Here is a 25,118-nt window from a genome sequence, read left to right as displayed (position 1 = left end):
ATAATAGATTGCTTAATACAATTATTAGAGCATGTATTATAGAGTTTGTTAATACTTCAGCTCCGCAGGAGATGATTTAATGGAAAGTGAAGTGGTAATTATTAGTAAGGCGTTATTTATTACAGAGAAACCAAGTGTTGCTGCGGAATTTGCCAAAGTCTTAAAAATAAATGGTAGAAAGTTTGATGGATATATAGAGTCTGATAAAGCTGTTGTTACATGGTGCGTGGGACATCTTGTTACTATGAGTTACCCAGAAAAATATGATGCAAAACTTAAAAAGTGGTCTTTAGATACTTTGCCATTTTTACCTAAAAAGTATAAATATGAAGTTATAGATGGAGTGAAAAAACAATTTAATATAGTTAAAAGCCAACTAATACGTGAAGATATTGATAGAATTTATGTTTGTACAGATTCGGGGCGAGAAGGGGAGTACATATATAGATTAGTAGATGAAATGGCGGCGACTCCTAATAAGCAAAAACGAAGAGTGTGGATAGATTCACAAACGGAAGCTGAGATTATTCGAGGAGTTAAAGAAGCAAAGGATTTGAGTGAATATGATAATTTATCTGAAGCGGCCTATTTAAGAGCAAAAGAGGATTATCTAATGGGAATTAATTTCTCAAGGCTTTTAAGTTTAGTATATGGAAAAACTGTAAGCAATTATCTTGGAAAAAATTATATAGTTATTGCTGTGGGACGAGTAATGTCTTGTGTGCTTGGAATGGTAGTTCAAAGGGAAAGAGAAGTTCGCGAGTTTGTTGTTACTCCTTTTTATAAGATTATGGTCAGTTTTAAGGTAGATGAAGGTTGTAATTATGAGGGAGAATGGAAAGCCGTAGAAGGTTCTAAGTATTTTGATTCACCTATGCTTTATAATGAGGGTGGGTTCAAAACCAAGGAAACGGCGGAAAAGTTGATGGGAGAACTAAGGGATTCAAGTATAGATGGTAAAGTTTTCGTTGAAAATATTACTAAGAAAAAAGAAAACAAAAATGCTCCGCTGCTTTTTAATTTAGCAGAAATACAAAATGAGTGTTCTAAGAAATTTAAAATAAATCCAGAGCAAACGCTTAGTCACATTCAAGCATTATATGAGAAGAAAATGCTTACATATCCAAGAACGGATGCTAGGGTATTGACTACAGCGATAGCAAAAGAAATAGATGAGAATATAAAAAAATTAACGAAGTTAAATGGAAATGCTGAGATAAATAATATAGCTCAGACTATTTTAGGGAAAAAATGGTATAGTAATATAGCTAAAACAAAATATGTTGATGATAGCAAGGTAACAGATCATTATGCTATTATTCCAACAGGTGAAGGGCTTCAAAACTATTCATCATTAAAGGATATACAAAAGAAAATTTATGACTTAGTGTTACGACGGTTTTTGGCGATTTTTTATCCGCCTGCTGTGTATAGTAAGGTCTCTGTTATAACAAAGATTGACAAAGAAAGATTTTTCACCTCAGACAAGGTGTGCGTTGAACTTGGATATTTGGAGGTTTTAAAACCGGATAGGGATAGCAATGATAGTGAAAGCACAAATATGAAATTTTTGAGTACATTAAAAAAAGGTCAAAGTGTAGAAATTGAAGATTTAGTTGTAAAAGAAGGTAAAACTTCTCCCCCTAAAAGGTTTACCACAGGTTCAATTATTATAGCTATGGAAAATGCAGGTAAGCTAATTGAAGATGAAGAACTAAGAGAACATATAAAAGGGTCAGGTATTGGTACAAGTGCCACTCGTTCAGGGATTTTAACGAAGCTTGAAAAAATAGAATACATTAAATCTAATAATAAAACACAAGTAGTTATGCCTACTCTACTTGGAGAAATTATCTATGATGTGGTGAAAAATTCTATCCCCACGCTTTTAAATCCAGAGTTAACAGCTAGTTGGGAAAAAGGATTAACCATGGTTACTCAAAAAGAAATAGCTGGAGATTTGTACATGGAAAAGCTTGAAAATTATATTATTAAAAATAATGATAGGGTACTTAAACTGAATAATGGACAAAGGCTTAAAAACAATTTTGATATGGTAAGTGGGTTTTACAAAAATTCAAAAGCTAAGGTGGAATAATAGAAAAGATAAGCAGAACGTAAAATATATCTTCTGCTTATCTTTTTTCTGAATTTCACTGATATTATAATTAAAGGGAGATGGCTCTAATTGGCAAAAGATAAAATAATCTATGTTTGTAAAGAGTGTGGGTCACATGCTCCAAAATGGATGGGTAAATGTAATGATTGCGGTGCATGGAATTCATATGAAGAGAAAGTGGTTAAGGCGGGCTCTGCTAAATCAAATACTTTAAATAGTATGGGAACAACAACTAAACCTACAAAACTAAAGGCGGTTGTACAGGCGAACAGTGATAGAATAATTACTGGAGTTTCAGAGTTTGATAGGGTTATGGGTGGAGGAATAGTTAGAGATAGTGTGACTATTATATCTGCTCCCCCAGGGGCGGGAAAGTCTACACTTTTGCTACAACTCGCAAATTCACTGTCATTAAAAGGATATAAAGTTTTATATGCGTCTGGAGAGGAAAGTAATAGCCAAATTAAAAATAGAGCTGACAGAACAGTAAAAGAGATCGCTGATAATTTTTGGGTTGTTTCAGATACAAAGTTAGATGAAATATTACAACATATAGAAGCTGTCGATGCTGATTTGATAATACTTGACAGTATTCAAACATTCACTTTGGAGGAATATTCAAGTTCGAGGGCTGGTTCTCCTACTCAAGTAATTGAATGCGCCACAGCTTTAAAGGATAAAGCAAAAAATCCAGAGAGGCCAAGAGCTGTTTTTCTGGTTGGGCAAATGACAAAGGCAGACGAGATGGCAGGACCGCGCATATTAGAGCATTTAGTAGACACTGTATTATATATTGAAGGAGAAGATGGAGAAGAGCTAAAACACTTGGTAAGTAAGAAGAATCGTTTCGGAAATACGGAAGAGAGTGGTATGTTTAGGCTTTCGGACATAGGAATGGAAGAGATTACTGATCCTTCTGAGTTTTTTATGACCAAAAGAAATGAGTTGGTTCCAGGAAGTGCCTTAGCTGTTATAAAGGATGGAACAAGACCCATTGTTATAGAAATAGAAAGTCTTGTATCTAAATCTTTTACTCCTTACCCGAGTAGGTTAAGTGAGTGTTTTTCAAGGAAGGAACAACTGGGAACCCTTATTTCTATTCTTGAAGAAAGGGGAGGGATAGGGCTTTATGATAAGAATGTTATTATAAAAGCAACAGGGGGTCTTAAATTAACTGAAACATCGGTGAATCTTGCTGTAGTTATGAGCATCGCATCTTCTACGCTTAATCATGGGATAGCTACAGATACAGTATTTATTGGAGAACTGGGTCTTACTGGTGAATTAAAAAAAGTCCCATCTTTAGAGCAAAGACTAAAAGAAGTAGACAGGATGGGGTTTAAAAAGGCTTATATACCTCAAAATTGTTTAAAAGCAGGGGTTAAATTTAAGAAATTAAAGGTTATCCCATGTAAAAAATTAACCGATGTTATTGAAAAAGAATTCAAGCAATAATGAAAAGGCCACTGAAATATTTATACATATTTCAGTGGCCTTTTCCGATAGGTCGCGGGTCTGTCCCACCTATCGTTGTTAGCCGCCAGACCGTTCTCTTCCATGGTCGCGCAAGAGCTCCATCTTTGAATATGGAGATGCACAATAGTATGGAACTTCACTTTTCAAGCTCTTATTTGGAGTCACGCAGGAGAAACTTCATACGGATTGCACTCTTATTTTATAATTAATTCAAATAGTTTTTTAGCTGCCTTTTTAGGACCATCTTTTTCTTGTCCTTTTACACCCAAGGAAGTTCTGATTTGTCCAACTTTTACCCCTGTTTTGAAGAATTCGTCAAAATAGTTCACTAGAAGTACATCTACTAGTTCTTGTTTTTGAACAGGACCAAAAGGGTTTGCAAAATAAGAGGTTACAAGACCTAATTCAGTAGTAGTACCTTTTGCCATCCTTGACCCTCTTTTGCAAACATCAATAGCGTCCGCAGGATTCGTAAAGAAATTAATTTCTTCAATATCACAGGTTACTTCTTCATAATTATTTGCATAGAGAAATAAATCTATGGGATAACCCTTAATAATATCTTTATAGCTTGCTACTGGCATAACAAGTCTTGCATTAATTTTATCAGGATTCATAAATATGCTTCTATCAATTTCTTTAAAGGCATAACCTGCATCTAAATCATCGAGTCTTACGAAAGCACCAATTTCAGTTCCAAAGGCTAATGGTTTAGCACCTTCGTTTAGAGTAAGAACGCCCATGTCATCAAAGACTATGGTCATGTCACTGATATAATCTTCACTTAAACTTCTAAAGGCTTCTAAGCATTCAGACTTACCCGCACCGCTATCACCCATGATAACAATATTTGCGCTGTTACCATTATTCATAATAATGTTTACCATTGCGCCATGAATTGGCAGAGAACCGCGTTTAATCATTATTAAGTTATGAAGTGTTAAGGTCATCTTTTTTACATATCCGAAATAATCAATTTCATCGCCATAACTTATATAGCCAAGCATGATATTATTTGCTACATCATCATAAAATACTGTGCTGCCTTTAGAAGAGGAATTTTTAATATTAGAAGAATCTTTACCACCAAAAACAAAAACTATATCTGGCTTAATGCCCCTATATTCGCTTTCACTTGCCATTTCAAAGAGGTTACATAGCGTTATTGCATGGGCCATAAAATCTCTGTGAATATAAATGAATGCAAGTAAAGTGCCTACTTTAGCTGGATAACAAAACCAATGGTCTGTGCTTATAGTACAATTTTTCAATGGGTTTTCAAAGCATTCATTAAAAATTCCATTACGAGTATTCTTTTTAGGGTAGCTTATATAAGGTAAATCTAATATTATTGAATCAATAAATGGAACGTCTTTTAATAGCTCATATCCAGAAGGCATTGGCCAATATGAATTATTAACAATTAGACCAGCATTGCCACCTGCGGGCAGTTGCCTGTAAACCTTAGGTTTATAGCCAACAACATTCTCTTCAATTTTTCTGTATAAATTAAGTATAAGCATTGAAAAATCATTGTTAGCTTCAACAAAGCTTGTTTTCTCAAGGCCATCATTGATTTTATTGTTGTGAATTACAGTGTATCTTTCAAGTTTTCTCCAAAAGCCATAGAAATCTTCTATAAAATCAATAAAAGTATCCTTGCTACTTATAAGGGAACTATATTTAGTGTTTAAATTTGTAATCTCATGTACATTTAATACAGATAAGAGTTTAAATAAATGTACAATGAAGACATCTAAATTCTCATTGTCTGTGTGTGCATTTTGGATTAAATATTTATATATATTCGATTTTTTCTTTTTTATTTTTTTGAGATATGCGTTGAAAACCCGTCGAAAGCCAGCACTTTCTAATAGGGTTTCAGGACTATTACAGTATTTTGCAGTGAAATTTATCATTACTTTATCGTTACTTAAAGAAAATTCTTTTTTCAAATTGGCACCTCCATATGTGAGTAGATAATTTTTGCGTTTTAACGAAATGAAATTAATATAAAAAAACATTTCATAAGTGGCGGTTGAAACTTGAATACTATAATATAATACTGCAAAAATGAAATATTAACAACACCTAAATTGCATAAATCATATTTTAATATATTATGCACATGAAAATATATAGGGATATAGACATACTAGGATACTGAATTGTTATTTTTAAAATGTGCTTTATAATAATAATATATTAGAGTAACTAGATATTGGCAACTATCTTAATGTTTATGTGGAGCTTATCATATTTAAGCATAAAGGTTATATCAGAAGAGGTAGAGCCAACATTATCGGCATTTTATAGAGTTATGTTAGCTGCAATAATTTTATTTATAACATTAAAAGTGAAATTCCATAAGGAAAAAGTTTTAAAAGAGGAGAAGTTTAAATTTGCCTTGGGTGGTCTCTTTGGAGTAACACTATATTTTATATTTGAGAATAGGAGACTTGATGACTCTTGGAGCAGTATTTTCTTGGATGATTTACAACATTGTTTGTAGTAGTTTTAAAGGGAATTATAAAGTTATAACTATAAATACTTATGAAATTATGTAGGGGTAATTATTATAACCTACTATTAGAAAAAGCGCATAGCGCTAATTTTTTGAAAAGACAACTAATGTTCATCAGGAAATATCGCATTTATAACGTTTATGATGGTTTCATTACAAATTTTATAATTAATTTGTAGACCATTTCTTTCACCTTTGATAATTCCAAAAGATTTTAGTTTTTGAAGATGCTGAGAGACGGTGGATTGAGGAAGGTTTAAACAGTTCTGCATATAGCTAACATTGCAGCGTCCTTTGTTCATAAGTCCTCTAATAATACATATTCGTGCAGGGTGAGCAATAGCTTTTAATAAATCAGCAATTTCTGTATATTGTTCAAAATTCGCATTCATAAAAAATCTCCTTTTAAAAATCAATAAATTTTATCTTAGATTTGTTTTATACATTATATGTAATGAAAAATATAACAACTTATAATATATTAATATTCTTATATTAGTATATTACGATATAAATGTCAATATACTCGCAAAAAAATTATTTGAAAAGCCTAAAAAAGGACTATATTAATTTTTGAATTAATATAGTCCTTAAACTCGCAAATACCTATTTGAATCTCATTCCTCTACTATGACGATTTTTACGTCGATTGATAGAAGAAATTAATAATACAATTAATGCTAAAACTACGATTAGTACAATGGCAGCTGCAGCATAGATAATTATATTATCTTTAATAAGAGCAGATTTTGAAATCATTGGATATAATTTATAGCTTTTTTCAGCATCTTTTTGTTTGAAAAGTAATGTCCCAACAGAAGTCTTTTTATTAAGTTTCCATGCATTCGTGAGGGAAACTTTAGAGGAAGTTTGTGGTGCGACATCATTTTTATAAAAAGTCACATCTTCCTTTGACTCTAATGGCACATCAATTGTTTTTTCTGGTCCTATGAATGGAATAACCTTATAGGGTACAGAAATTGTTTTGATTTCAGTAGCTTTTTTATTAAGCACTTCTTTTTTAGCGTCATAACTAAAGTCAATTAGTTTTTTCATATCTTCAAATACCTTTGTATCTTTTGCATCATTCTCAGAATTCATAACAACGCCTATGATATGGCGACCGTTACGTTCATATATAGAAACTAAGCATCTTCCAGCCTTTTCTGTATAGCCAGTTTTACCACCTATGTTGCCTTCTATGCCAAGAAGTTTATTTCTATTCTGAACAGTAGCTTCGACCCCATTAGCAGATTTTATTATACTTGTTTTTTTACCCATAGACTTTTTTACCCAATCATTTTTATAAGCAGCTCTACCTAAAAGAGTTAGGTCATAAGCAGTTGTATAATGTTGATCATTTTTATCATCCAAACCATTAGGTGTGATAAAATGAGAGCCTTTCATTCCTAGATTCGTAGCCTTGTCATTCATCATTTTAGCAAAATTAGTTGGATTTTGACCAACGTTATCGGCAATCATATAGGCTATATCATTTCCCGAATAAAGAAGAAGTCCATCCATTACGTTGTCAGCGGACATTGTATCTCCAATTGCTACAGGCTGTACATTTAGATTATAAGAGTAAGATGGTTGTTCTTTTGCAGTTTTTGTATAATTTAAATTATCTGTTGATTTTTTATTTTCAGCTAGTAGTAAAGCTGTAATAAGCTTTGTAATACTTGCTGGGTACATCTTATTATCAATGTTTTTGGTGTAAATAATTTCGTTAGTATCCATATCTACAGAAATGGCAGCTTTACCAATTAATTCTGGTGGGTTAACAGCAGCTAAAACAGTTGTAGAAAATATTAAAGTAAACACTAGTGTAAATAATAAAAGCCGATTTTTTCTTTTCAATTTTCATCTCTCCATTTGTATTGAATTTTATCTTTATCTATTGATAATTATAAAGCAAGTATATCATTTTAAGATATTAAGAACAAGGTACATTGATTAATGAAGATGTATTTAGGATGAAGTTAATACAATATATTTATGTTTGATATGTGAGAACCAAAATAATGAAAGGTTTGGTTTATTATTTGAGTATCTTGGTATATTATATAAGTAGGTTGAATCAGGAGGTAATAGGTATGGTAAATAAGCTAGAAAAAATATTTAAAAATAGAGATTCTAAGGTTATTGGAGAATTTAAAGAGAGTGCAGTTATGATATTACTTACGGAGGATGCAGAGGGATTATCTATTGTATTTGAAGTGCGTGCACACAAATTAAGAAGCCAGCCAGGCGATGTTTGTCTTCCAGGTGGAAAGGTGGAACTAGATGAAAATCCAAGGGAAACTTCTATAAGAGAAACTATGGAAGAATTAAATTTGAAAATCGATCAAATTGAAATTATAGGGGATATGGATTATTATATAAGCCCTTATGGTAACTTGCTATATGCTTTTGTAGGCAAACTAAAATATGGTGAAATAAATCCTAATGAGGATGAAGTAGATCACGTTTTTAAAGTTCCACTAAAATTCTTTTTGGAAAATGAACCACTGCTTTATAGAATGGAGATAGGTCCCATAAACCAAGAGGGTTTTCCTTTTCATTTAATAAATGGAGGAAAAGACTATAAGTTTAGAAAAGGGTATCTAGATGAGCATTTTTATGAATATAATAACTATAAGATATGGGGTTTTACAGGGCAGATTATTAAAAGTTTTATTGAAATTTTACAAAACAGTAATAAGAAATAGATTATTACTGTTTTGTAGTTATATTATTTACTGCGTGCGACTTTGTTTTTCTTAATGAATAATAAAACACTTAGTGAGATAAGAACCAAATAGATAAAAACATATATAATTGAAACTAATCCTGATTTATAGAAAAATTTTAGATAAATAAACGCACTTTGCGATATTAAGGCCCAAAATAGAGAAATAAAAGCCATGATATTATTTCCGTGTCTCCAATGCTCAGGGTCTTTCATTGATCCAATGATTTTATCTCGTCTTTTACTTTTATCACCTGTGTTAATTACTAGAAATTTGTAATACAAGAAAAATATAAATGATACTATAGAAATTGCAAAAAACATATATGATAATGAAGTACTGGTTACATTCAAAAAAATCACTCCTTTTAGCAATTAATATGCCCTAAAAGTTAAAAAATATGTTTAGTTAGCTGATGATTAGCATACTTAATTTGAACATATCAAAAAAAGAGTGGAAAAGTCCACCCTTTAAAAATCACTATTCTTTGTTGTCAGAGACGATGCCTTCATAATAATCAGTTCCCCACTTACACATAACGTCTAATATAGGCATTACACTTTTGCCTTGTTTTGTTAAAGAGTATTCTACCTTAGGAGGAACTTCTGCATAAACTTTTCTATGAACCATTTCATATGATTCTAATTCTCTAAGCTGTTGTGTTAACATTTTTTGTGTTATTCCACCCATGGAGCGTTTCAATTCGCTAAATCTTAATACACCGTTTTGGGCTAATTTCCAAAGAATAATTGGCTTCCACTTACCACCTATTATATCTAGTGTTAACTCTATGGCACAACTATATTCTTTATTATTTATTTTCATAATTTTATCGCTCATAATACCTCCTAGTGTTAGTTCGAGTGGTAACAGTTCTTAGTATACTAAGTAACTTATAAGTGAGTACTTGATTAAAAAACCTTTGGTATATACAATTATATCATTGATATATTTTATATACAATGATATAATCCTCCTTAAAAAAGGAGGGAAAGAAATGAAAGAAATTCATACATGGCATAAAGAGACTATTGGGTCAAAAGTAGTAGAGGTTCTTAAAAAAAATGGTTTTTCAGCAGTTTATTTAGAAAAAGGTGAGGAAGCCTCAGAATTTATAATGAGTAATGTACACAAGGGTGACAGAGTAGGTTTTGGAGGATCAATGACTATAAGTGAACTTGGTATACAAGAAAAGGTAAAGGCCATGGGAGGAGTTGTGTTAGATCATGGTGATCCAACTTTAACACCTTACGAAAAAGTGGAGACTATGAGGGGTGAGCTCCTTAGTGATGTTTATTTATGTAGTTCTAATGCTGTAACTTTAGATGGAGAGCTTGTTAACGTTGATGGGGCAGGAAATAGAGTGGCAGCAATGAGCTTTGGACCTAAAAAAGTCATTGTTGTAGTAGGGGTTAATAAAATTTGTAAAAATGAAGCTTCAGCTTTTGAACGAATAGAACAAATTGCGGCACCAAAGAATAATATGAGACTAAATATGCCCAATCCTTGTACTAAGACGGGAGTTTGCAATGACTGCAAAACAGATACTAGAATCTGTAGGATCTATTCTGTAATTAAAAGAAAGCCTATGAGAACTGATATTACTGTAGTTGTAATTGGTGAGGACTTCGGTTTTTAACGATATTTCAGCACCGCAGGTGATGATTTAATGACATCTCAGAAGGGAAGATAATTTGTATATTTTTGTCTATATATTTATATGTAAAATTTAAAAAAGCACTTCAAATTATCACTAGAATGTCTTATAATGTTATGAGAGTAATGATGTTACTTAAATAACAAAATATGGGACGAGGTGATGAAATGTTACAGTGTGATTTTCTGACAACTATAGAAGAAGAAGTAGACTGCTTTAAGGAGTGTGCATTACATAAATGGGTAGATAATGGAGGGAAATGCCCGTTTGATGAATTGAGAAATTATAAACCATTTGATATTAAAAATATTTCTGATTATGATTTATTTAGTGATGATAAAACTTCACCACTTAGATTACTATACAAAGAATACTAGTAGGAATATTAATGAAAGTTTGTGTATAATATCTAATAATAGGATATAATTTAGTTTATAAATATACAATGCGGGGGAGTGAATTTAAATGGAAAGAACTTTGGTTTTAATTAAACCAGATGGAGTTAAACGAGGACTTATTGGGAAAATTCTTAATCAATATGAAGAGAAATCATTAGAAATTGTGTCGCTCAAAATGATTACTGCTACAAAGGACATTGCTAAAAAACATTATAGTGAACACGCAGGAAAGAAATTTTTTGATGCGTTAATAAATTATATTACTGAAGGTAAAATATGTGCAATTATTTTAATGGGTGAAAAAGCTGTTGATGTAGTGCGTAAAATCAATGGAGATAAGGATCCTGTAAAAGCGGAACTTGGCAGTATAAGAGGGAAATTCACTTTGGATAAAACTAAAAATTTAGTTCACGCCTCTGATAGCATTGAAAGTGCAGAACATGAGATTGCGTTATGGTTTCCGGAGCTTGCGAGCCTTCAAAAGCTTACATACCAAGATCAGTATAAGGGAACTGTTGATTTGTTTTCAAAAACAGATGGTCTATCAATAAATGTATAATTTTAACTAAAAGGCTAACCAATAATATTGGCTAGCCTTTTTAAGTATTTCCATATTAATCACATATTACATGTGGTTAATGAGAACCACAATGTCCACCGCAACCATTACAGGATTGTTTGCCAGCACTAGAACAATGGCTCTTGGCATCTTTCGGCAATAATGTCTTAATCCAAAATCTAGAATCTTTATAGGCTACTGTGAGTTCATTTATGTTTTCTAAAAGAGTTTCATCATATAATATTGGTAAATTATCAATATTATTTTTTATGTCTCCAGTTTTAAAATTATCTAAGTAAATATCAACTTTTGCAGTTTTGCAACAACCGCTGACGTATACAAATCGCACACTATCATAAGCATCGTCAAGTTTAATCATTTCCATAAGATTATCAAGAGCAATTTTTGAAAGCTTGATTTTTAAAGGTTGTGCCATAAGTCCTCCTAGTATAACTCTTAGGGATAACAAATATATTTCTGTTACTCCTCGAGGGTTTCAGAATAATGAGTTAATAGACCTTGCTTTAGGTTCCATAAATTCCAAGAAAGATCCACATAATATGCATGAGGATTATCAAATCTTAAAACTTCTGTCCATAACTTAGATACTTCTTGTTCAGAAAATGCTTTTATTTCCATAACAGACGGAGATTCATAAATCTGCTGTCCATTTTCAAATAGTTTAACCATAAGTTCTTTTACATAGTAATGTTTAAGATTTTTCTTTTTCCAGGTATAAACTGGATTAAATATTTCAAGTGGTCTACTTTCATCGATTTTCTCATCATGTAAGGTAATAAAATCTGCAATGGCCTTGTGTGATGTTTTATCGAAAATTCTATATAATTTTTTAAAAGCAGGATTGATGATTTTTTCTGCATTCTCACTAATCTTAATTTTTGGTATTATTTCTCCATCATTCTCAACTGCAACGAGTTTATAAACACCGCCAAACACTGGTTCCGATCTTGCAGTAATAAGTCTCTCACCAACACCAAAGTTATCAATTTGTGCCCCATTTTCCAAAACACCGCTTATAATATATTCATCCAGTGAGTTAGAAACCGTAATCTTTACATCTGAGTATCCAGCTTCATCTAAAATTACTCTAACTTTTTTAGTTAGATAGGTAATATCACCACTATCAATTCGTATTCCTTTAGGTCTTTTACCCATAGGTTTAAGTACATCATTAAATACTTTTATGGCATTTAGAATCCCAGAGCGTAGTACGTTATAAGTATCTATAAGAAGTACACAGTTATCGGGGTAGGTTATAGTCCAAGATTTAAAGGCATCATATTCAGTATCAAAAAGCTGTACCCAACTATGAGCCATAGTTCCAATGGCTGGGATATCAAACATTTCTTCAGCGATAGTGCAAGCAGTACCAACACAACCACCAATAACGGCGGCACGTGCTCCATATATAGCGCCATCATAGCCTTGAGCACGCCTAGAACCAAATTCCATAACAGGTCTACCCTTTGCGGCTCTACATATTCTACTCGCTTTTGTAGCTATTAAAGTTTGATGATTTATTGTGAGTAGTATCATTGTCTCAACAAATTGAGCTTGTATAATAGGTCCTTTAACTATAACCAAGGGTTCACCAGGAAAAACAGGATAACCTTCTGGCACCGCCCAGACATCACAAGAAAATTTAAAATCCTTTAAATAATCTATAAAATCATCTGAAAAATCATTTTTGCTTTTTAGATAGGATATATCATCATTTGAAAATTTCAAATTAGAAAGATATTCAAGTAATTGTTGTACCCCGGCCATAATACAATATCCACCACCGTCAGGTATTCGTCTAAAAAACATATCAAAGTAGGCAATTTTATCTTGAACATTATTATCTAAATAACCGTTTGCCATAGTTAATTCGTAAAAGTCTACCAGCATTGTTAGGTTTCTTTCGTTCCTCACATTAAAATCTTTTGAGTGTTTCATAATTTTTCCCCTTTGAAATTTAATAAAAGTATATAATGAAATTATAACATAATTATATATTAATGTTTAGATAAGATTATTAAAATAGTAAATTGGGTATAAGCATAATATATGAGCAATTTAAAGTAGGTGGATGAAAGTGGAGACAAAACATAATATGGATAATAAAATAGTAAGCAAGAAAATAAATTCGAAATTAAGTAAAGAGCAAAAGGATGCTGTTTATTCTGTTAACAGAAATTTATTAGTAACAGCAGGACCGGGTAGTGGTAAAACAGTAGTTATTGTTAATAGGATTGTTCATTTAATAAATGAGAAAAATGTTAAACCAAAAAACATTATTGTCATTACTTTTACAAGAGCTGCGGCTATTAATATGAAAAGTAGATATGTTGCTATTAATGGAAAGGAGAGGGTTCCGTTTTTTGGAACATTTCATGGTTTGTTATATAAGATTCTTAAGAACTATTACGGACAGATAAACATAGTAGATACACTAGAGGTATATAAACTCATAAAAAATGTACTTATGTCATATTTGGATGAGGTAGGTGATGAAAAAGTAAAGGAAGTTATAAATAATATTTCAGTATTCAAAACAAGTGGAAAGCTAATGGAAAATTTCTCTCCAAGTATTGATAAAGGAATCTTTATAGCGGCCTATAACATTTATGAGCAGTATAGAAAAGAAAAAAACTTATTTGATTTTGATGATCTTCAAATAGGGTGCAGAGATCTGTTTATAAAAAATTACACAATACTTAAGGGGTATAGAAGTTTATTTAAACATATTTTAGTAGATGAATTTCAAGATTGTGATTCTATGCAAGTTGAGATACTAAAGCTTTTAAATGAAGAAAATTCTATTTTTGCAGTAGGAGACGAGGACCAATGTATTTATGGTTTTAGAGGGTCGAATCCTGAGTGCATGGTTAAGTTTTCAGAGCATTTTGTAGGTGGAGGGAAATTACCCTTGTCTACTAACTATAGATGTCCAAAGAATATAGTAGAAATATCCATGAACATTATAAAAAATAACGACTTGAGAAATGAAAAGGATATAACAGCATTTAAGCAGTATGATGGCATCGTTGCAGTACTTAACAATGTGAATGAGAACTCACAGGCAGAGGAAATTAGCTGTATTATTCAAAAATATAAGAAAAATAATGAAAAAAATTATAGAGATAATGCCATATTGTACAGAACAAACGTAGAGTGCAGAAGTCTAATAGATGTCTTTATCAAAAAAAGAATACCTTTTAAGCTTTTAGACAAGGAGTATGACTTTTTTCAACATTTCATTTGTAAAGATATAATTGCATATTTTAAATTAAGTATTGATAAAAGTGATAGAGAGAGTTTTGTCAGAATAATTAATAAGCCCTTTAGATATATAAGTAAACTAAACTTAGATAAATTAAAAAGAAATCCCGTAAAAGAAGACTGTTTTGAAATGCTAAAAGATATTGAAGAAATACCGGTATTTCAAATGAAGATGCTAGATAAGTTAAAAAAGGATATACATTTTTTAAATAAAATTTCATTAGAAAACGCTATAGATAATTTAGTCTTAAGTATAGGATATCATGATTATATTAAAGGGTATTGCACTAAATTTAAGATAGATTTAGGTGAGATGGAGGATGTTATTGACGAGTTTAGACAATCAGCAGAAGGATATAACTCTATAATAACTTTTCTAGCCCATGTGGACCAGGTTAAAGAGGAAATTAGTAAGCATAAGAAAAATATAGATGAGGATGCAGTAATACTTAGTACAATTCACGGTGTTAAAGGTATGGAGTTTGAAAATGTATACTTAATAAATTGCAATGAGGAAAATATCCCCCATGTAAATAGTATAGATAATAACCTAGAGGAAGAAAGAAGACTATTTTATGTTGGAATTACAAGAGCTATAAACAATGTTTGGCTTTGCATTAGTAAAAGTGTAAAAGGAAAAGCGAAAGAAACCTCACGATTTATTAGAGAGTGCAATATTTTAGGATCAAGCGATTCGGATTTGCCTTTTAAAGAAGGCGACGCGGTGATGCATAAAAGTTTTGGGAGTGGAGTCGTAATTGCAATTACTAGTAAAGAGTTAGAGATTAAGTTTGAGGGAGAAATTATAAGAAAATTTGACGTCAATGTATTGTATAATAACTCTTTAATTTCAAAAGTATAGCAAATGTAATGCAATACATAACAACAATTGACAAAGTATGTAAATATGGTATACTGAAAAATGAATTGTGTATTAAGGAGGGTATTTAATGGTTGCCTTTAAGCAAATGTGGGATGATGTAAGGTTAATTTTGTCAAATGGAAAGCACTCAGATATAGAAATTGTGGAGAGATTTAACTGTGGATTTACAGTTAAAGAGAGAGGTAATATAATTTTTATTACAAGAGATGACTTCGTGGATTTTTGGTGCAAGCTATTGTACTATAATGAATTATCATTGGAACAGGCTTTAAAAGATGATAAATCAAAACCAAAATACATTTATACTATTATAAAAAAATTACCTTATGTATCAGAAAGTTCCGGTGTAATTAAGTTATTACAGTAGTTTTATTGAATGTTACAATATAATTTTATTAAGCTCATATTCTATGAATATGAGCTTAATAATTTAATTTACAGTGATGGGAATAATAGGAATGTAATTGAAATATATTGGGAAAAATAGCGTAAAGGGGTGTATATAGTGAATTTTTTAGATATGGCAAAAAATATTGAAAGTGAATTAATAGACATAAGAAGAGGCTTTCATGAAAACCCTGAATTAGGGTTTGATTTATTTAAAACCTCCCAGAAGGTAAAAGATTTTTTATTAAAGGAAGGCATTGAGTTTTATGAGGTAGCACAAACGGGAATCTGTGCTATTATTAGAGGCAAAGGTGAAAAAACTATTGCTTTAAGGGCAGATATGGATGCACTTCCATTGCAAGATAAGAAAATATGTGATTACTCCTCTAAAATTAATGGTAAAATGCATGCTTGTGGACATGATGCTCATACCACTATACTTTTGGGTGCAGCTAAGATATTAAATAGCATGAAGGATAAAATTCCAGGAAATGTTAAACTTTTATTTGAACCAGCAGAAGAAACAACTGGTGGTTCACCTTTAATGATTAAAGAAGGAGTACTAGAAAATCCTAATGTGGATGCTATTATTGGGCTTCATGTAGAAGAATTTTTAGAGGCTGGAACCGTTGGTTTAAAAAGAGGCGTAGCTTATGCAGCATCAAATCCATTTACTATAAAAGTAGTAGGTAAAGGAGGACATGGTGCAAGCCCACATATGACGGTTGATCCCATTGTAATAGCTAGCAATGTTATTATTTCACTTCAAAACATTGTAAGCCGCGAAATTCCACCTACAGATCCTGCAGTAATTACTATAGGATCAATTCATGGAGGTACAGCTCAAAATATTATACCCGAAGAGGTTACAATATCGGGAATTATTAGAACTATGAAGAGTGAACATAGAGAATATATAAAGACCAGATTAGTTCAGGTAGTGGAAGGCATCGTTACCGCTATGAGAGGGGAATGTGAAATTAGTATTGAGGAAAGTTATCCTTGTCTTTATAATAATGATAAGCTTGCAGAGATGTTTGAAAGTAAAGCAAGTCAAGTTATTTCTGAGAGTAATGTTTATAAATTAGATCAGCCTACTATGGGGGTGGAAAGTTTTGCTTATTTCTCTATGGAAAGGCCAGCACTATTTTATTTTTTAGGAAGTGGTAATAAAGAAAAAGGTATAGTAAACCCGGCTCATGGTAGTTTATTTGATATAGATGAGAGTTGTATATCAATAGGTGTAGCTATGCAATGTACATTAGCTTATGAATTTTTATTGAATTCATAACACATATTAGTATATAATTGATATTTGATGTGATTTTTTTAAATGTATTATAATTTATTACAAAATAAAAGGGTGATTTTTTATAAAATAAATTAGATTATATATAGAATTCGTCAATAGATAACAAGAGATAAAAGAAATAGGAGGATTATATGAGGATAGAAATTGGAGCGAATGAAGCGGGACAAAGAACGGATAAATTCATGAGAAAAGTACTTGGTGATGTGCCGTTAAGTAAAATATATAAAGCTTTTAGAAAAGGTGATATTAGGGTTAATGGTAACAAAATCAAGGAAAAACATTCTTTAGTACAAGGAGATATTGTTGAAACAAAATATATTACAAGTGAGTTTAAAAAAGAAGAGTTTAAAAGAATTGAAAACAATTTAAAAATTACATTTGAGGATGCTAATATATTAATGGTTGAAAAATGGCCGGGAGTTTTAGTTCATTCTGATAAAAAAGATGGCGAAGCTACTTTAATAGATTATGTGCTTTCTTATTTATATGATAAGGGAGATTATCAGCCAGAAAATGAAATAACATTTAAACCAGCACCTTGTAATAGATTAGATAGAAATACTTCAGGTATAGTTATGTTTGGTAAGAACTTTAAATCTCTTAAACTTTTAAATGAAATGGTAAGAGAAAGAAATGTTGAAAAATATTATATGGCTTTAGTAAGAAACAGAATTAAAGATGGGGTTTACGAGGGATATATATATAAAAATGAGGATGCAAATATATCACAGGTATTTGACACCGAGATGCCAGATACAAAAAAAATAGCAATGGAAGTTAAAACGTTGCAAAGTTGTGGTACATTTTCTTTAATAGATATTAATCTTTTAACAGGAAGAAGCCATCAACTTAGAGCGCATTTAAGCCATTTGGGTAATTCTATTGTTGGTGATTCAAAATATGGAGATAAAAAAATGAATAGTTTCTTTAACAACAAATATGGTTTAGATTACCAATATTTATATGCGTATAAGGCAATGTTTAAGAATTGCCCGGATGATTTATCTTATATGGAGAATAAAACTATTGCAGAGAGTTTACCACCAATATTAAAAAAGATTAAAAAGGATGTATTTAAATTTTAGAGGATGAGTTTAACGACATTTCAGAAGGAAAGTCTCCCACTTCTATAAGTGAGAGTTACCTACTATAAGTAGGCGTTACTTGCCCTAACAAATAGAAAACTTCAGGGGGAGTATAAATCTCCTTCTGAAGTCGTCAATGCATCTTCTGTGAAGATGTTGCAGCACCGCAGGTGATGATTTAACGACCCAGGAGATGATTTAATGAGTGAACAAGCAAATTCAAATAAACAATCTACAACAAAAGGTTTTGCCATATTATCTGCAGCAAGTTTTATGGTTAAGTTCTTATCTTTGCTCTATGTACCTTTTTTAAGAAAGATATTAGGAGCTGAAGGGTATGGTGTATATGCTTCTGCATATCCTATATTTGTATACATGTATATCTTGACAAATGCTGGTATTCCTGTGGCTATTTCTAAGATGGTATCGGAGCTTATAGCAGTAGGAAATTATAAGGATGCTGTAAAGACTTTTAAAATAGCTAGATTTTCGCTTTTGATATTAGGTATAATTATGTCACTTTTAATGCTTATTTTTGCAGTACCTATAGCTAATAGAACTAATAGTGATACTGCAAGATTAGCAATTATGGCTCTTGCTCCAACTATTCTATTATCTTCTGTGTTATCAGCTTATAGAGGTTATTTCCAAGGAAGAGGGAATATGACCCCCACTGCTGTATCACAGGTATTAGAACAAATTGCAAATACTATATTTAGTTTAGTTTTTGCAGCATATTTTATAAAATATGGAGTAGCAGCAGGTGCGGCGGGTGGAACAATAGGAACATCTGTAGGAGCACTAGTTGCAGTAATATATATGATTTATGCTTATAAAAAAAATAGAATTTTTATAGTTCCAAAAGGATATAGTAAGTTAAATATAAAAAGATTTACTACTAAAAAAATAATAAAAAAGCTATTAGGTGTTGCAGTGCCAATGACAATTTGCTTAGGAATACAACAAGCAGGTTTATTAATTGATTTAGGACTTGTTCAATCAAGAATGCTAGCTTCTGGGATTATTGAAAAACAAGTTACTATTTTATGGGGTGTATTATTTCAATATACAACATTAATAAATGTGCCTATAGCTATTATTTCATCATTAGCTATAACTATTCTGCCGTCTATTTCTAGTTTAATGGCACTTAAGGACAAAAAAGCTGTAAGAGATAAAGTGAATTATGCTTTTAGGTTATGCTTTTTAGTGGCGGTACCGTCTGCAGTTGGACTTGCAGTTTTAGCCAAACCAATAATATATTTTATCCAATATGATTCAGAGGTTTCAAGATTACTAATATATGGATCAGTTGTAATAGTACTTATGGCCGTGGTTAGTATTCAAACTTCAATTCTTCAAGGACTTGGAAAACTTTACTTAGTTACGATTTATGCAGTTTTTGGTTTAATAGGAAAAATAATTGTTAATTATATTTTTGTAGCAATTCCAAGCTTTAATATATTAGGTGCTGTTATGGCCAATGGAGTAAGCTTTGCTATAATTTTGATGTTGAACTATAATACTATGAACAAAGCGCTAGGGACAAAAGTTAAACTATCTAGTCATGCAATAAAACCCATAATAGCATCAGGGGTTATGGCTGTAGTTGCAGGGTTCATGTATACTATCTTTAATTTTATATTCAGTTATATTAAACAAGGATATTTTGCTAATGCTATGGCTATATTATCTACTATGTGCTTAGCAATGTTAACTTATTTATTCGCATTAGTGATTATAGGTGGAGTAACTAAAGATGATTTGGATGTATTTCCAAGAAAGATTAAGAAACTTATACCTAAGTATATTTTACAAAGAATTAAATAATAAAGTATATATTACTATTAATGCATTCACTTCGATGAGAAGTTCTAAATCTCCTTCTGAAGTCGTTGATATTGCAGCTCCGCAGGAGATGATTTAATGCATTATACGTAATATATACTTTTTTTCATTCATCTCTCAATACACAAAAAAATATCTGCATTATTTTCTTTTTTTTGTAAGCAGGATAGAAAATAGTAAAAGGGAGAAGCCAGTAGCAATAATTATTATGTTTTTAGTAACAAAGATAGAATTTGGCAACGTAGTATTTAAAATTTTTAATACAAAGTATAAGAGTATGCTAAGACAGACATCAGTTAAAATTTCGCCTACTGAAAACTGTATATAGCAGCTTTTTTTTATTGCAATAATATTTAATATAAAGCTTATAATAGAGCTTATAATGAGAGCTATGCCGTAACCTAGAATGTTTAATTTTGGGATACCTAATAATACATATAGTAAAACAAGTTCAAGAATAGAGGTTACTATAGAATTTATTAAAAGAGATTTTTGTTTGCCAAGTCCGTTTAAAATTCCAAAGGTTGAACCAGACATATACATGAATGGCGCACTTAAGGAAGCAAGCCGTATGTAAACACCTAAGTCATATCTGTCGAAAAATAATTTTCCAAGGGAGTCTCCAGTACATAAACATATTATCATAGTTGAAAGTCCTAGTAAAAACGAAACTTTTATAACTTCGCGGACTCTACGCTCCAAACCGTTATAATCATTTTTACTAATACTTTTAGAAATATCTGGAGTTAAGATGGTTGACATGGATATTACAATAATAAAAGGAAAGAACACAATGCTCATAGCCATACCTGAAAATTTACCTATTAAGGATAAACTCTGCGTATACTCTATGCCTGCAGAAACTAGTCGCCCAGGGACAATCAATGTTGATAGCGCGGAAATTACAGTGTTTAAAAAGCCATTTAAACATAATGGGAATGAAACAACAAGGACATTAAATAAAAGTTGGGCCCTTCCTTCAGTTTTTTTATTGTAATTCTTAAATTTGGTTTTACTTTTTTCATAGAAGATAAAGAGTAGAATAAAACTTATAAGTTCCCCAATGGATAAGGCGATATATGTAGCAGTTACGGTAGTAGTTACATTTTTTAATGCGAAAAAATTTATAATTCCAAGTATTATGCCCATTCTTACGGTCTTTTCAACAATATCTATGATTGCAGGTACTTTAACATTGGAAATACCGTAGAAATAACCCTTATATATAGATGAAAGAGCAACAAAGATTAAAGCCGGGCAAATAACCCAAAGGGAGTATAATGTTCTTTGATCTTTTATTATATATGTACTAATAAAAGGTGAAAAAATAAATACTAAAGCTGCTATTAATATAGAAAATGCAAAATCAAAAACTAAGGCAGTATGTATAGATTTGTTTAAACTACCGTAATCCTTTAATTCGTAATAGGATGAAGCTTCTTTTGAAATAGCTGTTACCATTCCACCGCAAATAAGGCAAGTGAATAAATCATAAATAGGCATTACAAGGCTATATAATCCCATACCTTCTGCACCTAATTTTTTTGAAAGTAAAATCGAAAACATAAACCTTAATATACCAGCAGTTAAATTTGATACGGTGAGTATTATTGAGTCTCTATAGAAATTATCTTTAATCATAAAAGGATCCTCCTTGTTCTTCTACCTGGGGAGATAACAGTTATTTATAATTAGTATGTGAAATTTAATAATTATATTCTGTAAATCATCATCTGAGATGTTGAAATGTAATTAAATAATCTCCTGGGGAGCTGCAATATTAATGACTTCAGAAGGAGACTTATACTCCTACTGAAGTTTTCTATTTGTTATAGTATGGGACTCCCATTTATAGAAGTGGGAGTCTTTCCATCTGAAATGTAATTAAAATAAAAAGTTTATTAATTATGATACCAGGGTAGTTTATGATTTTATAAAAAAATTGTAAAAACCTTCTAGGGAGGAGCTTTTTATGTTAGAATAATTTTAGTAGTGTCTTAAGGAGAATAATAAATAATATTATTATTTACTCCAAATAAAAATGCGGAGGAAATAGAGCGATATGAAATGTTTGATATGTGGTATGGAGATAAATATAAATAATTTCAATATAAATAATGATGGTTTATTAGAAGTGAATGAAAGAGAGCATATTAAATATTGCCCGTTTTGTGGCGTAACTTATAAGTATTTAAAATCTGTTGGTGAAGCCTACAAGGTTTGTGCGCAAAGTTTGGATCCCAATACTTTAGTAGTATTAGATCATGCCATGAAACTTGAAATATTTAATTCAGAGTTTTATATGTCGGCGGCAAAGCTTGCGAGTAACAACCATGTTAAAGAAATTTTTAAAGCACTTTCAAAAATTGAAAAAATACATGCTATTGTGCATCAAAAACTAGGTGGGTTCAAAGAACTTCCAAAACTCGTGGATATAGATTACAGTAAATATAAAAACGATACAAGCTTAATGAAACTCGCAGAAAATAGAGAAGTTCATGCTACAAAGTTTTATGAAAAACATGCAAAGGAAATAAATAATTTGATTGTTAAAGAGGTATTTGTTGCCTTGGCGGAGGTTGAAAGAAGCCATATACAAATTGCTAGAAATTATTAACACATATACTCTAATTTATATAAATATATATAAATTAGAGTATTTATAATTTAGGGGGTAAGTATGAAGAAGACCATTGGATTTATAGTTATTTTAGCCGCAATGGCTTTTGCACTATTTTCAATGAAAGGTTCGTTTAAAGAATATAGGGTTACGGTTAAAGATGAAGTTATAAAATCACAGATACTATTTAAAGGATTAAGTAAGGCAGTAGATTTTACGAAAGATAGTGAAGGAAACTACTATGTAGCTTTCAAAGACAAAGTACAGTACATAGATAAAGTAGGCAGGTCATACAATATATTTACAAATAAGAAGCTGAGCATAACTAGTTTAGATTATAATAATAAAGTATTGTATTATGCATCCGGAACAAAAGTCTACTCATATGATTTAGTAACAAAGGCAAATAAAGAAATTATCAAGAATATGCCTAATTATGGAGACTATAATGACAGTTTAGTTAGAATTAATGGAGAATATCTATTTGTTACAATAGGAGCTGCAACAAATTCTGGGGTAGTTGGACCGGATAATCAATGGTTAGATGATTACCCTCAAAATCATGATGTTTCGCCTAAAAGTATAACTATAAAAGGGATTAATTTTGATAAGAAAAAGACCGGAGCATTTGTTCCATATAAAACTAGGAACGTAAAGGGGCAAATAATAACAGAACATATGATTGGAAATTCATCTATAATAGTTTATAATTTAAAAACTGGAGCACAGGGAAACTTTGCTTGGGGTATAAGAAATATGAAGGCTATAGATTTTAATAGTGAGGGCAAAATATTAGTTGCTGTTGGTGGAATGGAGGACAGGGGATTAAGGCCTGTAAAGGGAGATAGTGATTATATATACAAAATTAAAAAAAAATCATGGTATGGTTTCCCAGATTATACTGGAGGAGATCCAATAAGTTCACCTAAATTTAAAGGCTTACTTAACTGGGACATACCATTTATTTTAGACCAGCACCCTACAACAAATCCTCCCGCACCAATTTATCAACATAAAGAAGTAAATAGTTTAGCCGGGTTAGCAATTGATAAAAAAGGTATAATAGGTAGCATAGACTGTATATATTTCTATGAAAAGAATGATAATAGTATATATAGTTTAAATAAAAGTAGTGCGCTTAAAGAAAAAGTAAGATTTGGGGATGAAACTTATATATCTAGTATGAAGTTTTTTGATGATTTAATAGTGTTAGACTCTAAAAGTGGATATTTAATTAAAATCAAAAAAAATATAAAGAATGATATAGGGATAGAAGGGAGGAGATTAAGTTATTATTTATTAACAATTGTGCTAACTTTAATAATTAGCCTACTTGTTAGTTTAAGCAAAAAGAATTAGAATATAGTCAATATACATTGTTGTTAATTATTAAAAAATATTCAGGTATGTTTTCAGATCATATTTATTGTATACTAAAGTGAGAGGTGAACAGGTTGAAGAAAAGAATGGAAGTTACTTATGGAAAAACTTTAAAAGGCTTAATGATAACAATAAATCCAATTAAAAAAAGGGTCATGAAAACTCATTGCATTGTTCATAAATTTATAAATATTCAAGCTATAGAAATTTTAAAAAATAAGGAATATAGTGAAATTTCTAGTTTTTACAAGGGACACATAAAAGAACTAAATAAGGGGGTTACTTGGGCAGATCAAGATTTTAAAAGCTCAAACCATTTTTATCATCACATTAAGGGTACTGGCCTTTATGGATTTTCAAATGCATTAACCGAATTCGAAAAATATTATAAATGTGCATTAAGATTTATTAAAGAAGGGGACACAAGGCAAGCCCTGTTTTATTTTGGAGCAGCCTGTCATTTAATTCAAGATGCTACGGTGCCTCAACATGTGAACAATAAGCTACTTAAAAGCCACAGAAATTTTGAACTTTGGATTATAAGTAGATTAATGAGTGATTATTCATTTCCTATTTTTAATGAAGTAATAAAACAGGAGAATATAGAAGACTATATAAAAAAAAATGCATTATTTGCGAATGAAACTTATATTGCTAATGCAAACATAAAAAACAAGGAAGATAGGTACAAGAAAATATCTACACTTATAGTGCAACGGGCACAAAAGACTACTGCAGGTTTAATGATTAATTTTTATAATGAAATTAATAAATAATTCCTTTATTTTAGAGGAATTATTTTATTTTTGAAGAATAAGATAAAAATAGGTAAAAATAGGTAAAAATATATGAA

At 31.0% G+C, this 25,118-nt stretch carries 23 protein-coding genes; 15 read left to right on the top strand and 8 right to left on the bottom strand.

Annotation, left to right across the window (positions count from 1 at the left end; translation table 11 throughout):
- The first annotated feature begins 100 nt into the window (after positions 1 to 100).
- Together ACWJKS_RS12970 and radA are read left to right on the top strand one after the other, a co-directional pair.
- On the top strand, positions 101 to 2,098 hold the full coding sequence (locus ACWJKS_RS12970) for a DNA topoisomerase (protein WP_462961079.1): 1,998 nt from the start codon (positions 101 to 103) through the stop codon (positions 2,096 to 2,098).
- Positions 2,099 to 2,188: 90 nt separating this feature from the next.
- The gene (gene radA / locus ACWJKS_RS12965; protein WP_462959721.1) at positions 2,189 to 3,574 is read left to right on the top strand and encodes a DNA repair protein RadA; all 1,386 of its coding nucleotides are present in this window, start codon (positions 2,189 to 2,191) and stop codon (positions 3,572 to 3,574) included.
- Between the two features lie 215 nt (positions 3,575 to 3,789).
- Here the strand turns inward: radA and ACWJKS_RS12960 are convergent, their stop codons facing one another.
- Positions 3,790 to 5,550 carry a phosphoenolpyruvate carboxykinase gene (locus ACWJKS_RS12960; RefSeq protein ID WP_462959720.1) on the bottom strand — a complete coding sequence of 587 codons (1,761 nt, stop codon included), beginning with the start codon at positions 5,548 to 5,550 and terminating at the stop codon, positions 3,790 to 3,792.
- Positions 5,551 to 5,816: 266 nt separating this feature from the next.
- Here ACWJKS_RS12960 and ACWJKS_RS12955 point away from each other — a divergent pair, with 266 nt between their 5' ends.
- Positions 5,817 to 6,107 (top strand): EamA family transporter, encoded by a 291-nt coding sequence (locus tag ACWJKS_RS12955; protein ID WP_462959719.1) that lies wholly within the window; start codon positions 5,817 to 5,819, stop codon positions 6,105 to 6,107.
- A gap of 116 nt (positions 6,108 to 6,223) precedes the next feature.
- Here ACWJKS_RS12955 and ACWJKS_RS12950 read toward each other — a convergent pair whose 3' ends face one another.
- Positions 6,224 to 6,511, bottom strand: coding sequence for an ArsR/SmtB family transcription factor (locus ACWJKS_RS12950; protein ID WP_165411973.1), 288 nt, complete (start codon positions 6,509 to 6,511; stop codon positions 6,224 to 6,226).
- Between the two features lie 214 nt (positions 6,512 to 6,725).
- Positions 6,726 to 7,979: a D-alanyl-D-alanine carboxypeptidase family protein gene (locus ACWJKS_RS12945; RefSeq protein ID WP_216301711.1), complete on the bottom strand. Its 1,254-nt coding sequence runs from the start codon at positions 7,977 to 7,979 to the stop codon at positions 6,726 to 6,728.
- Between the two features lie 236 nt (positions 7,980 to 8,215).
- Here ACWJKS_RS12945 and ACWJKS_RS12940 point away from each other — a divergent pair, with 236 nt between their 5' ends.
- Entirely contained in the window at positions 8,216 to 8,830 is a 615-nt protein-coding gene (locus ACWJKS_RS12940; protein ID WP_216301712.1) for an NUDIX hydrolase, read from the top strand.
- Between the two features lie 23 nt (positions 8,831 to 8,853).
- On the opposite strand, the gene ACWJKS_RS12935 is transcribed toward ACWJKS_RS12940, so the two are convergent.
- Complete coding sequence (locus ACWJKS_RS12935) at positions 8,854 to 9,204, bottom strand: hypothetical protein (RefSeq protein WP_216301713.1); 351 nt, start codon at positions 9,202 to 9,204, stop codon at positions 8,854 to 8,856.
- Between the two features lie 127 nt (positions 9,205 to 9,331).
- The gene (locus ACWJKS_RS12930) at positions 9,332 to 9,691 is read right to left on the bottom strand and encodes a winged helix-turn-helix transcriptional regulator (RefSeq protein WP_165411969.1); all 360 of its coding nucleotides are present in this window, start codon (positions 9,689 to 9,691) and stop codon (positions 9,332 to 9,334) included.
- A 157-nt stretch (positions 9,692 to 9,848) separates the two neighbouring features.
- Here ACWJKS_RS12930 and ACWJKS_RS12925 point away from each other — a divergent pair, with 157 nt between their 5' ends.
- The 3 genes from ACWJKS_RS12925 to ndk all read left to right on the top strand — a co-directional run bounded on the left by ACWJKS_RS12925 (position 9,849) and on the right by ndk (position 11,465).
- Complete coding sequence (locus tag ACWJKS_RS12925; RefSeq protein WP_216301714.1) at positions 9,849 to 10,490, top strand: lactate utilization protein; 642 nt, start codon at positions 9,849 to 9,851, stop codon at positions 10,488 to 10,490.
- 185 nt (positions 10,491 to 10,675) lie between these two features.
- Entirely contained in the window at positions 10,676 to 10,885 is a 210-nt protein-coding gene (locus tag ACWJKS_RS12920) for a hypothetical protein (RefSeq protein ID WP_165411967.1), read from the top strand.
- A gap of 88 nt (positions 10,886 to 10,973) precedes the next feature.
- Positions 10,974 to 11,465, top strand: coding sequence for a nucleoside-diphosphate kinase (ndk, locus tag ACWJKS_RS12915; RefSeq protein ID WP_216301715.1), 492 nt, complete (start codon positions 10,974 to 10,976; stop codon positions 11,463 to 11,465).
- 76 nt (positions 11,466 to 11,541) lie between these two features.
- Here the strand turns inward: ndk and ACWJKS_RS12910 are convergent, their stop codons facing one another.
- A complete protein-coding gene (locus ACWJKS_RS12910) occupies positions 11,542 to 11,901 on the bottom strand; it encodes a hypothetical protein (RefSeq protein ID WP_165411965.1) in 360 nt (119 codons plus the stop codon).
- Positions 11,902 to 11,945: 44 nt separating this feature from the next.
- Positions 11,946 to 13,424: a nicotinate phosphoribosyltransferase gene (locus ACWJKS_RS12905; RefSeq protein ID WP_165411964.1), complete on the bottom strand. Its 1,479-nt coding sequence runs from the start codon at positions 13,422 to 13,424 to the stop codon at positions 11,946 to 11,948.
- 157 nt (positions 13,425 to 13,581) lie between these two features.
- Here ACWJKS_RS12905 and ACWJKS_RS12900 point away from each other — a divergent pair, with 157 nt between their 5' ends.
- The 5 genes from ACWJKS_RS12900 to ACWJKS_RS12880 all read left to right on the top strand — a co-directional run bounded on the left by ACWJKS_RS12900 (position 13,582) and on the right by ACWJKS_RS12880 (position 20,247).
- Complete coding sequence (locus ACWJKS_RS12900) at positions 13,582 to 15,612, top strand: ATP-dependent helicase (protein ID WP_462959718.1); 2,031 nt, start codon at positions 13,582 to 13,584, stop codon at positions 15,610 to 15,612.
- An 88-nt stretch (positions 15,613 to 15,700) separates the two neighbouring features.
- A complete protein-coding gene (locus ACWJKS_RS12895) occupies positions 15,701 to 16,000 on the top strand; it encodes a hypothetical protein (RefSeq protein ID WP_165411963.1) in 300 nt (99 codons plus the stop codon).
- A 153-nt stretch (positions 16,001 to 16,153) separates the two neighbouring features.
- Positions 16,154 to 17,311: a M20 metallopeptidase family protein gene (locus tag ACWJKS_RS12890; protein WP_253198063.1), complete on the top strand. Its 1,158-nt coding sequence runs from the start codon at positions 16,154 to 16,156 to the stop codon at positions 17,309 to 17,311.
- A gap of 152 nt (positions 17,312 to 17,463) precedes the next feature.
- On the top strand, positions 17,464 to 18,417 hold the full coding sequence (locus ACWJKS_RS12885) for an RluA family pseudouridine synthase (RefSeq protein ID WP_216301717.1): 954 nt from the start codon (positions 17,464 to 17,466) through the stop codon (positions 18,415 to 18,417).
- Positions 18,418 to 18,618: 201 nt separating this feature from the next.
- Complete coding sequence (locus ACWJKS_RS12880) at positions 18,619 to 20,247, top strand: putative polysaccharide biosynthesis protein (RefSeq protein WP_462959717.1); 1,629 nt, start codon at positions 18,619 to 18,621, stop codon at positions 20,245 to 20,247.
- A gap of 159 nt (positions 20,248 to 20,406) precedes the next feature.
- Here the strand turns inward: ACWJKS_RS12880 and spoVB are convergent, their stop codons facing one another.
- Positions 20,407 to 21,906: a stage V sporulation protein B gene (gene spoVB, locus ACWJKS_RS12875; protein ID WP_462959716.1), complete on the bottom strand. Its 1,500-nt coding sequence runs from the start codon at positions 21,904 to 21,906 to the stop codon at positions 20,407 to 20,409.
- 421 nt (positions 21,907 to 22,327) lie between these two features.
- On the opposite strand from spoVB, the gene ACWJKS_RS12870 reads away from it, so the two are divergent.
- The 3 genes from ACWJKS_RS12870 to ACWJKS_RS12860 all read left to right on the top strand — a co-directional run bounded on the left by ACWJKS_RS12870 (position 22,328) and on the right by ACWJKS_RS12860 (position 25,041).
- The gene (locus ACWJKS_RS12870) at positions 22,328 to 22,882 is read left to right on the top strand and encodes a ferritin-like domain-containing protein (protein WP_216301720.1); all 555 of its coding nucleotides are present in this window, start codon (positions 22,328 to 22,330) and stop codon (positions 22,880 to 22,882) included.
- 63 nt (positions 22,883 to 22,945) lie between these two features.
- Positions 22,946 to 24,244 (top strand): hypothetical protein, encoded by a 1,299-nt coding sequence (locus tag ACWJKS_RS12865; protein WP_462959715.1) that lies wholly within the window; start codon positions 22,946 to 22,948, stop codon positions 24,242 to 24,244.
- A 95-nt stretch (positions 24,245 to 24,339) separates the two neighbouring features.
- Positions 24,340 to 25,041 (top strand): zinc dependent phospholipase C family protein, encoded by a 702-nt coding sequence (locus ACWJKS_RS12860; protein WP_216301722.1) that lies wholly within the window; start codon positions 24,340 to 24,342, stop codon positions 25,039 to 25,041.
- Positions 25,042 to 25,118: the final 77 nt, after the last annotated feature.

This window comes from Clostridium sp. CM038, assembly GCF_055081105.1.
Note: the sequence above shows the minus strand (reverse complement) of the source record. Positions and strands in the feature narration are given on the sequence as shown.

Excerpts from the sequence above, each read along its gene's own strand:
- ndk (WP_216301715.1), top strand. The coding sequence starts at position 10,974 with ATGGAAAGAACTTTGGTTTTAATTAAACCAGATGGAGTTAAACGAGGA.
- ACWJKS_RS12910 (WP_165411965.1), bottom strand. The coding sequence starts at position 11,901 with ATGGCACAACCTTTAAAAATCAAGCTTTCAAAAATTGCTCTTGATAAT.
- ACWJKS_RS12895 (WP_165411963.1), top strand. The coding sequence starts at position 15,701 with ATGGTTGCCTTTAAGCAAATGTGGGATGATGTAAGGTTAATTTTGTCA.
- ACWJKS_RS12885 (WP_216301717.1), top strand. The coding sequence starts at position 17,464 with ATGAGGATAGAAATTGGAGCGAATGAAGCGGGACAAAGAACGGATAAA.
- ACWJKS_RS12940 (WP_216301712.1), top strand. The coding sequence starts at position 8,216 with ATGGTAAATAAGCTAGAAAAAATATTTAAAAATAGAGATTCTAAGGTT.
- ACWJKS_RS12870 (WP_216301720.1), top strand. The coding sequence starts at position 22,328 with ATGAAATGTTTGATATGTGGTATGGAGATAAATATAAATAATTTCAAT.
- ACWJKS_RS12880 (WP_462959717.1), top strand. The coding sequence starts at position 18,619 with ATGAGTGAACAAGCAAATTCAAATAAACAATCTACAACAAAAGGTTTT.
- ACWJKS_RS12930 (WP_165411969.1), bottom strand. The coding sequence starts at position 9,691 with ATGAGCGATAAAATTATGAAAATAAATAATAAAGAATATAGTTGTGCC.
- ACWJKS_RS12950 (WP_165411973.1), bottom strand. The coding sequence starts at position 6,511 with ATGAATGCGAATTTTGAACAATATACAGAAATTGCTGATTTATTAAAA.
- ACWJKS_RS12905 (WP_165411964.1), bottom strand. The coding sequence starts at position 13,424 with ATGAAACACTCAAAAGATTTTAATGTGAGGAACGAAAGAAACCTAACA.
- ACWJKS_RS12890 (WP_253198063.1), top strand. The coding sequence starts at position 16,154 with ATGGCAAAAAATATTGAAAGTGAATTAATAGACATAAGAAGAGGCTTT.
- ACWJKS_RS12900 (WP_462959718.1), top strand. The coding sequence starts at position 13,582 with ATGGATAATAAAATAGTAAGCAAGAAAATAAATTCGAAATTAAGTAAA.
- ACWJKS_RS12925 (WP_216301714.1), top strand. The coding sequence starts at position 9,849 with ATGAAAGAAATTCATACATGGCATAAAGAGACTATTGGGTCAAAAGTA.
- ACWJKS_RS12920 (WP_165411967.1), top strand. The coding sequence starts at position 10,676 with ATGTTACAGTGTGATTTTCTGACAACTATAGAAGAAGAAGTAGACTGC.
- ACWJKS_RS12865 (WP_462959715.1), top strand. The coding sequence starts at position 22,946 with ATGAAGAAGACCATTGGATTTATAGTTATTTTAGCCGCAATGGCTTTT.
- spoVB (WP_462959716.1), bottom strand. The coding sequence starts at position 21,906 with ATGATTAAAGATAATTTCTATAGAGACTCAATAATACTCACCGTATCA.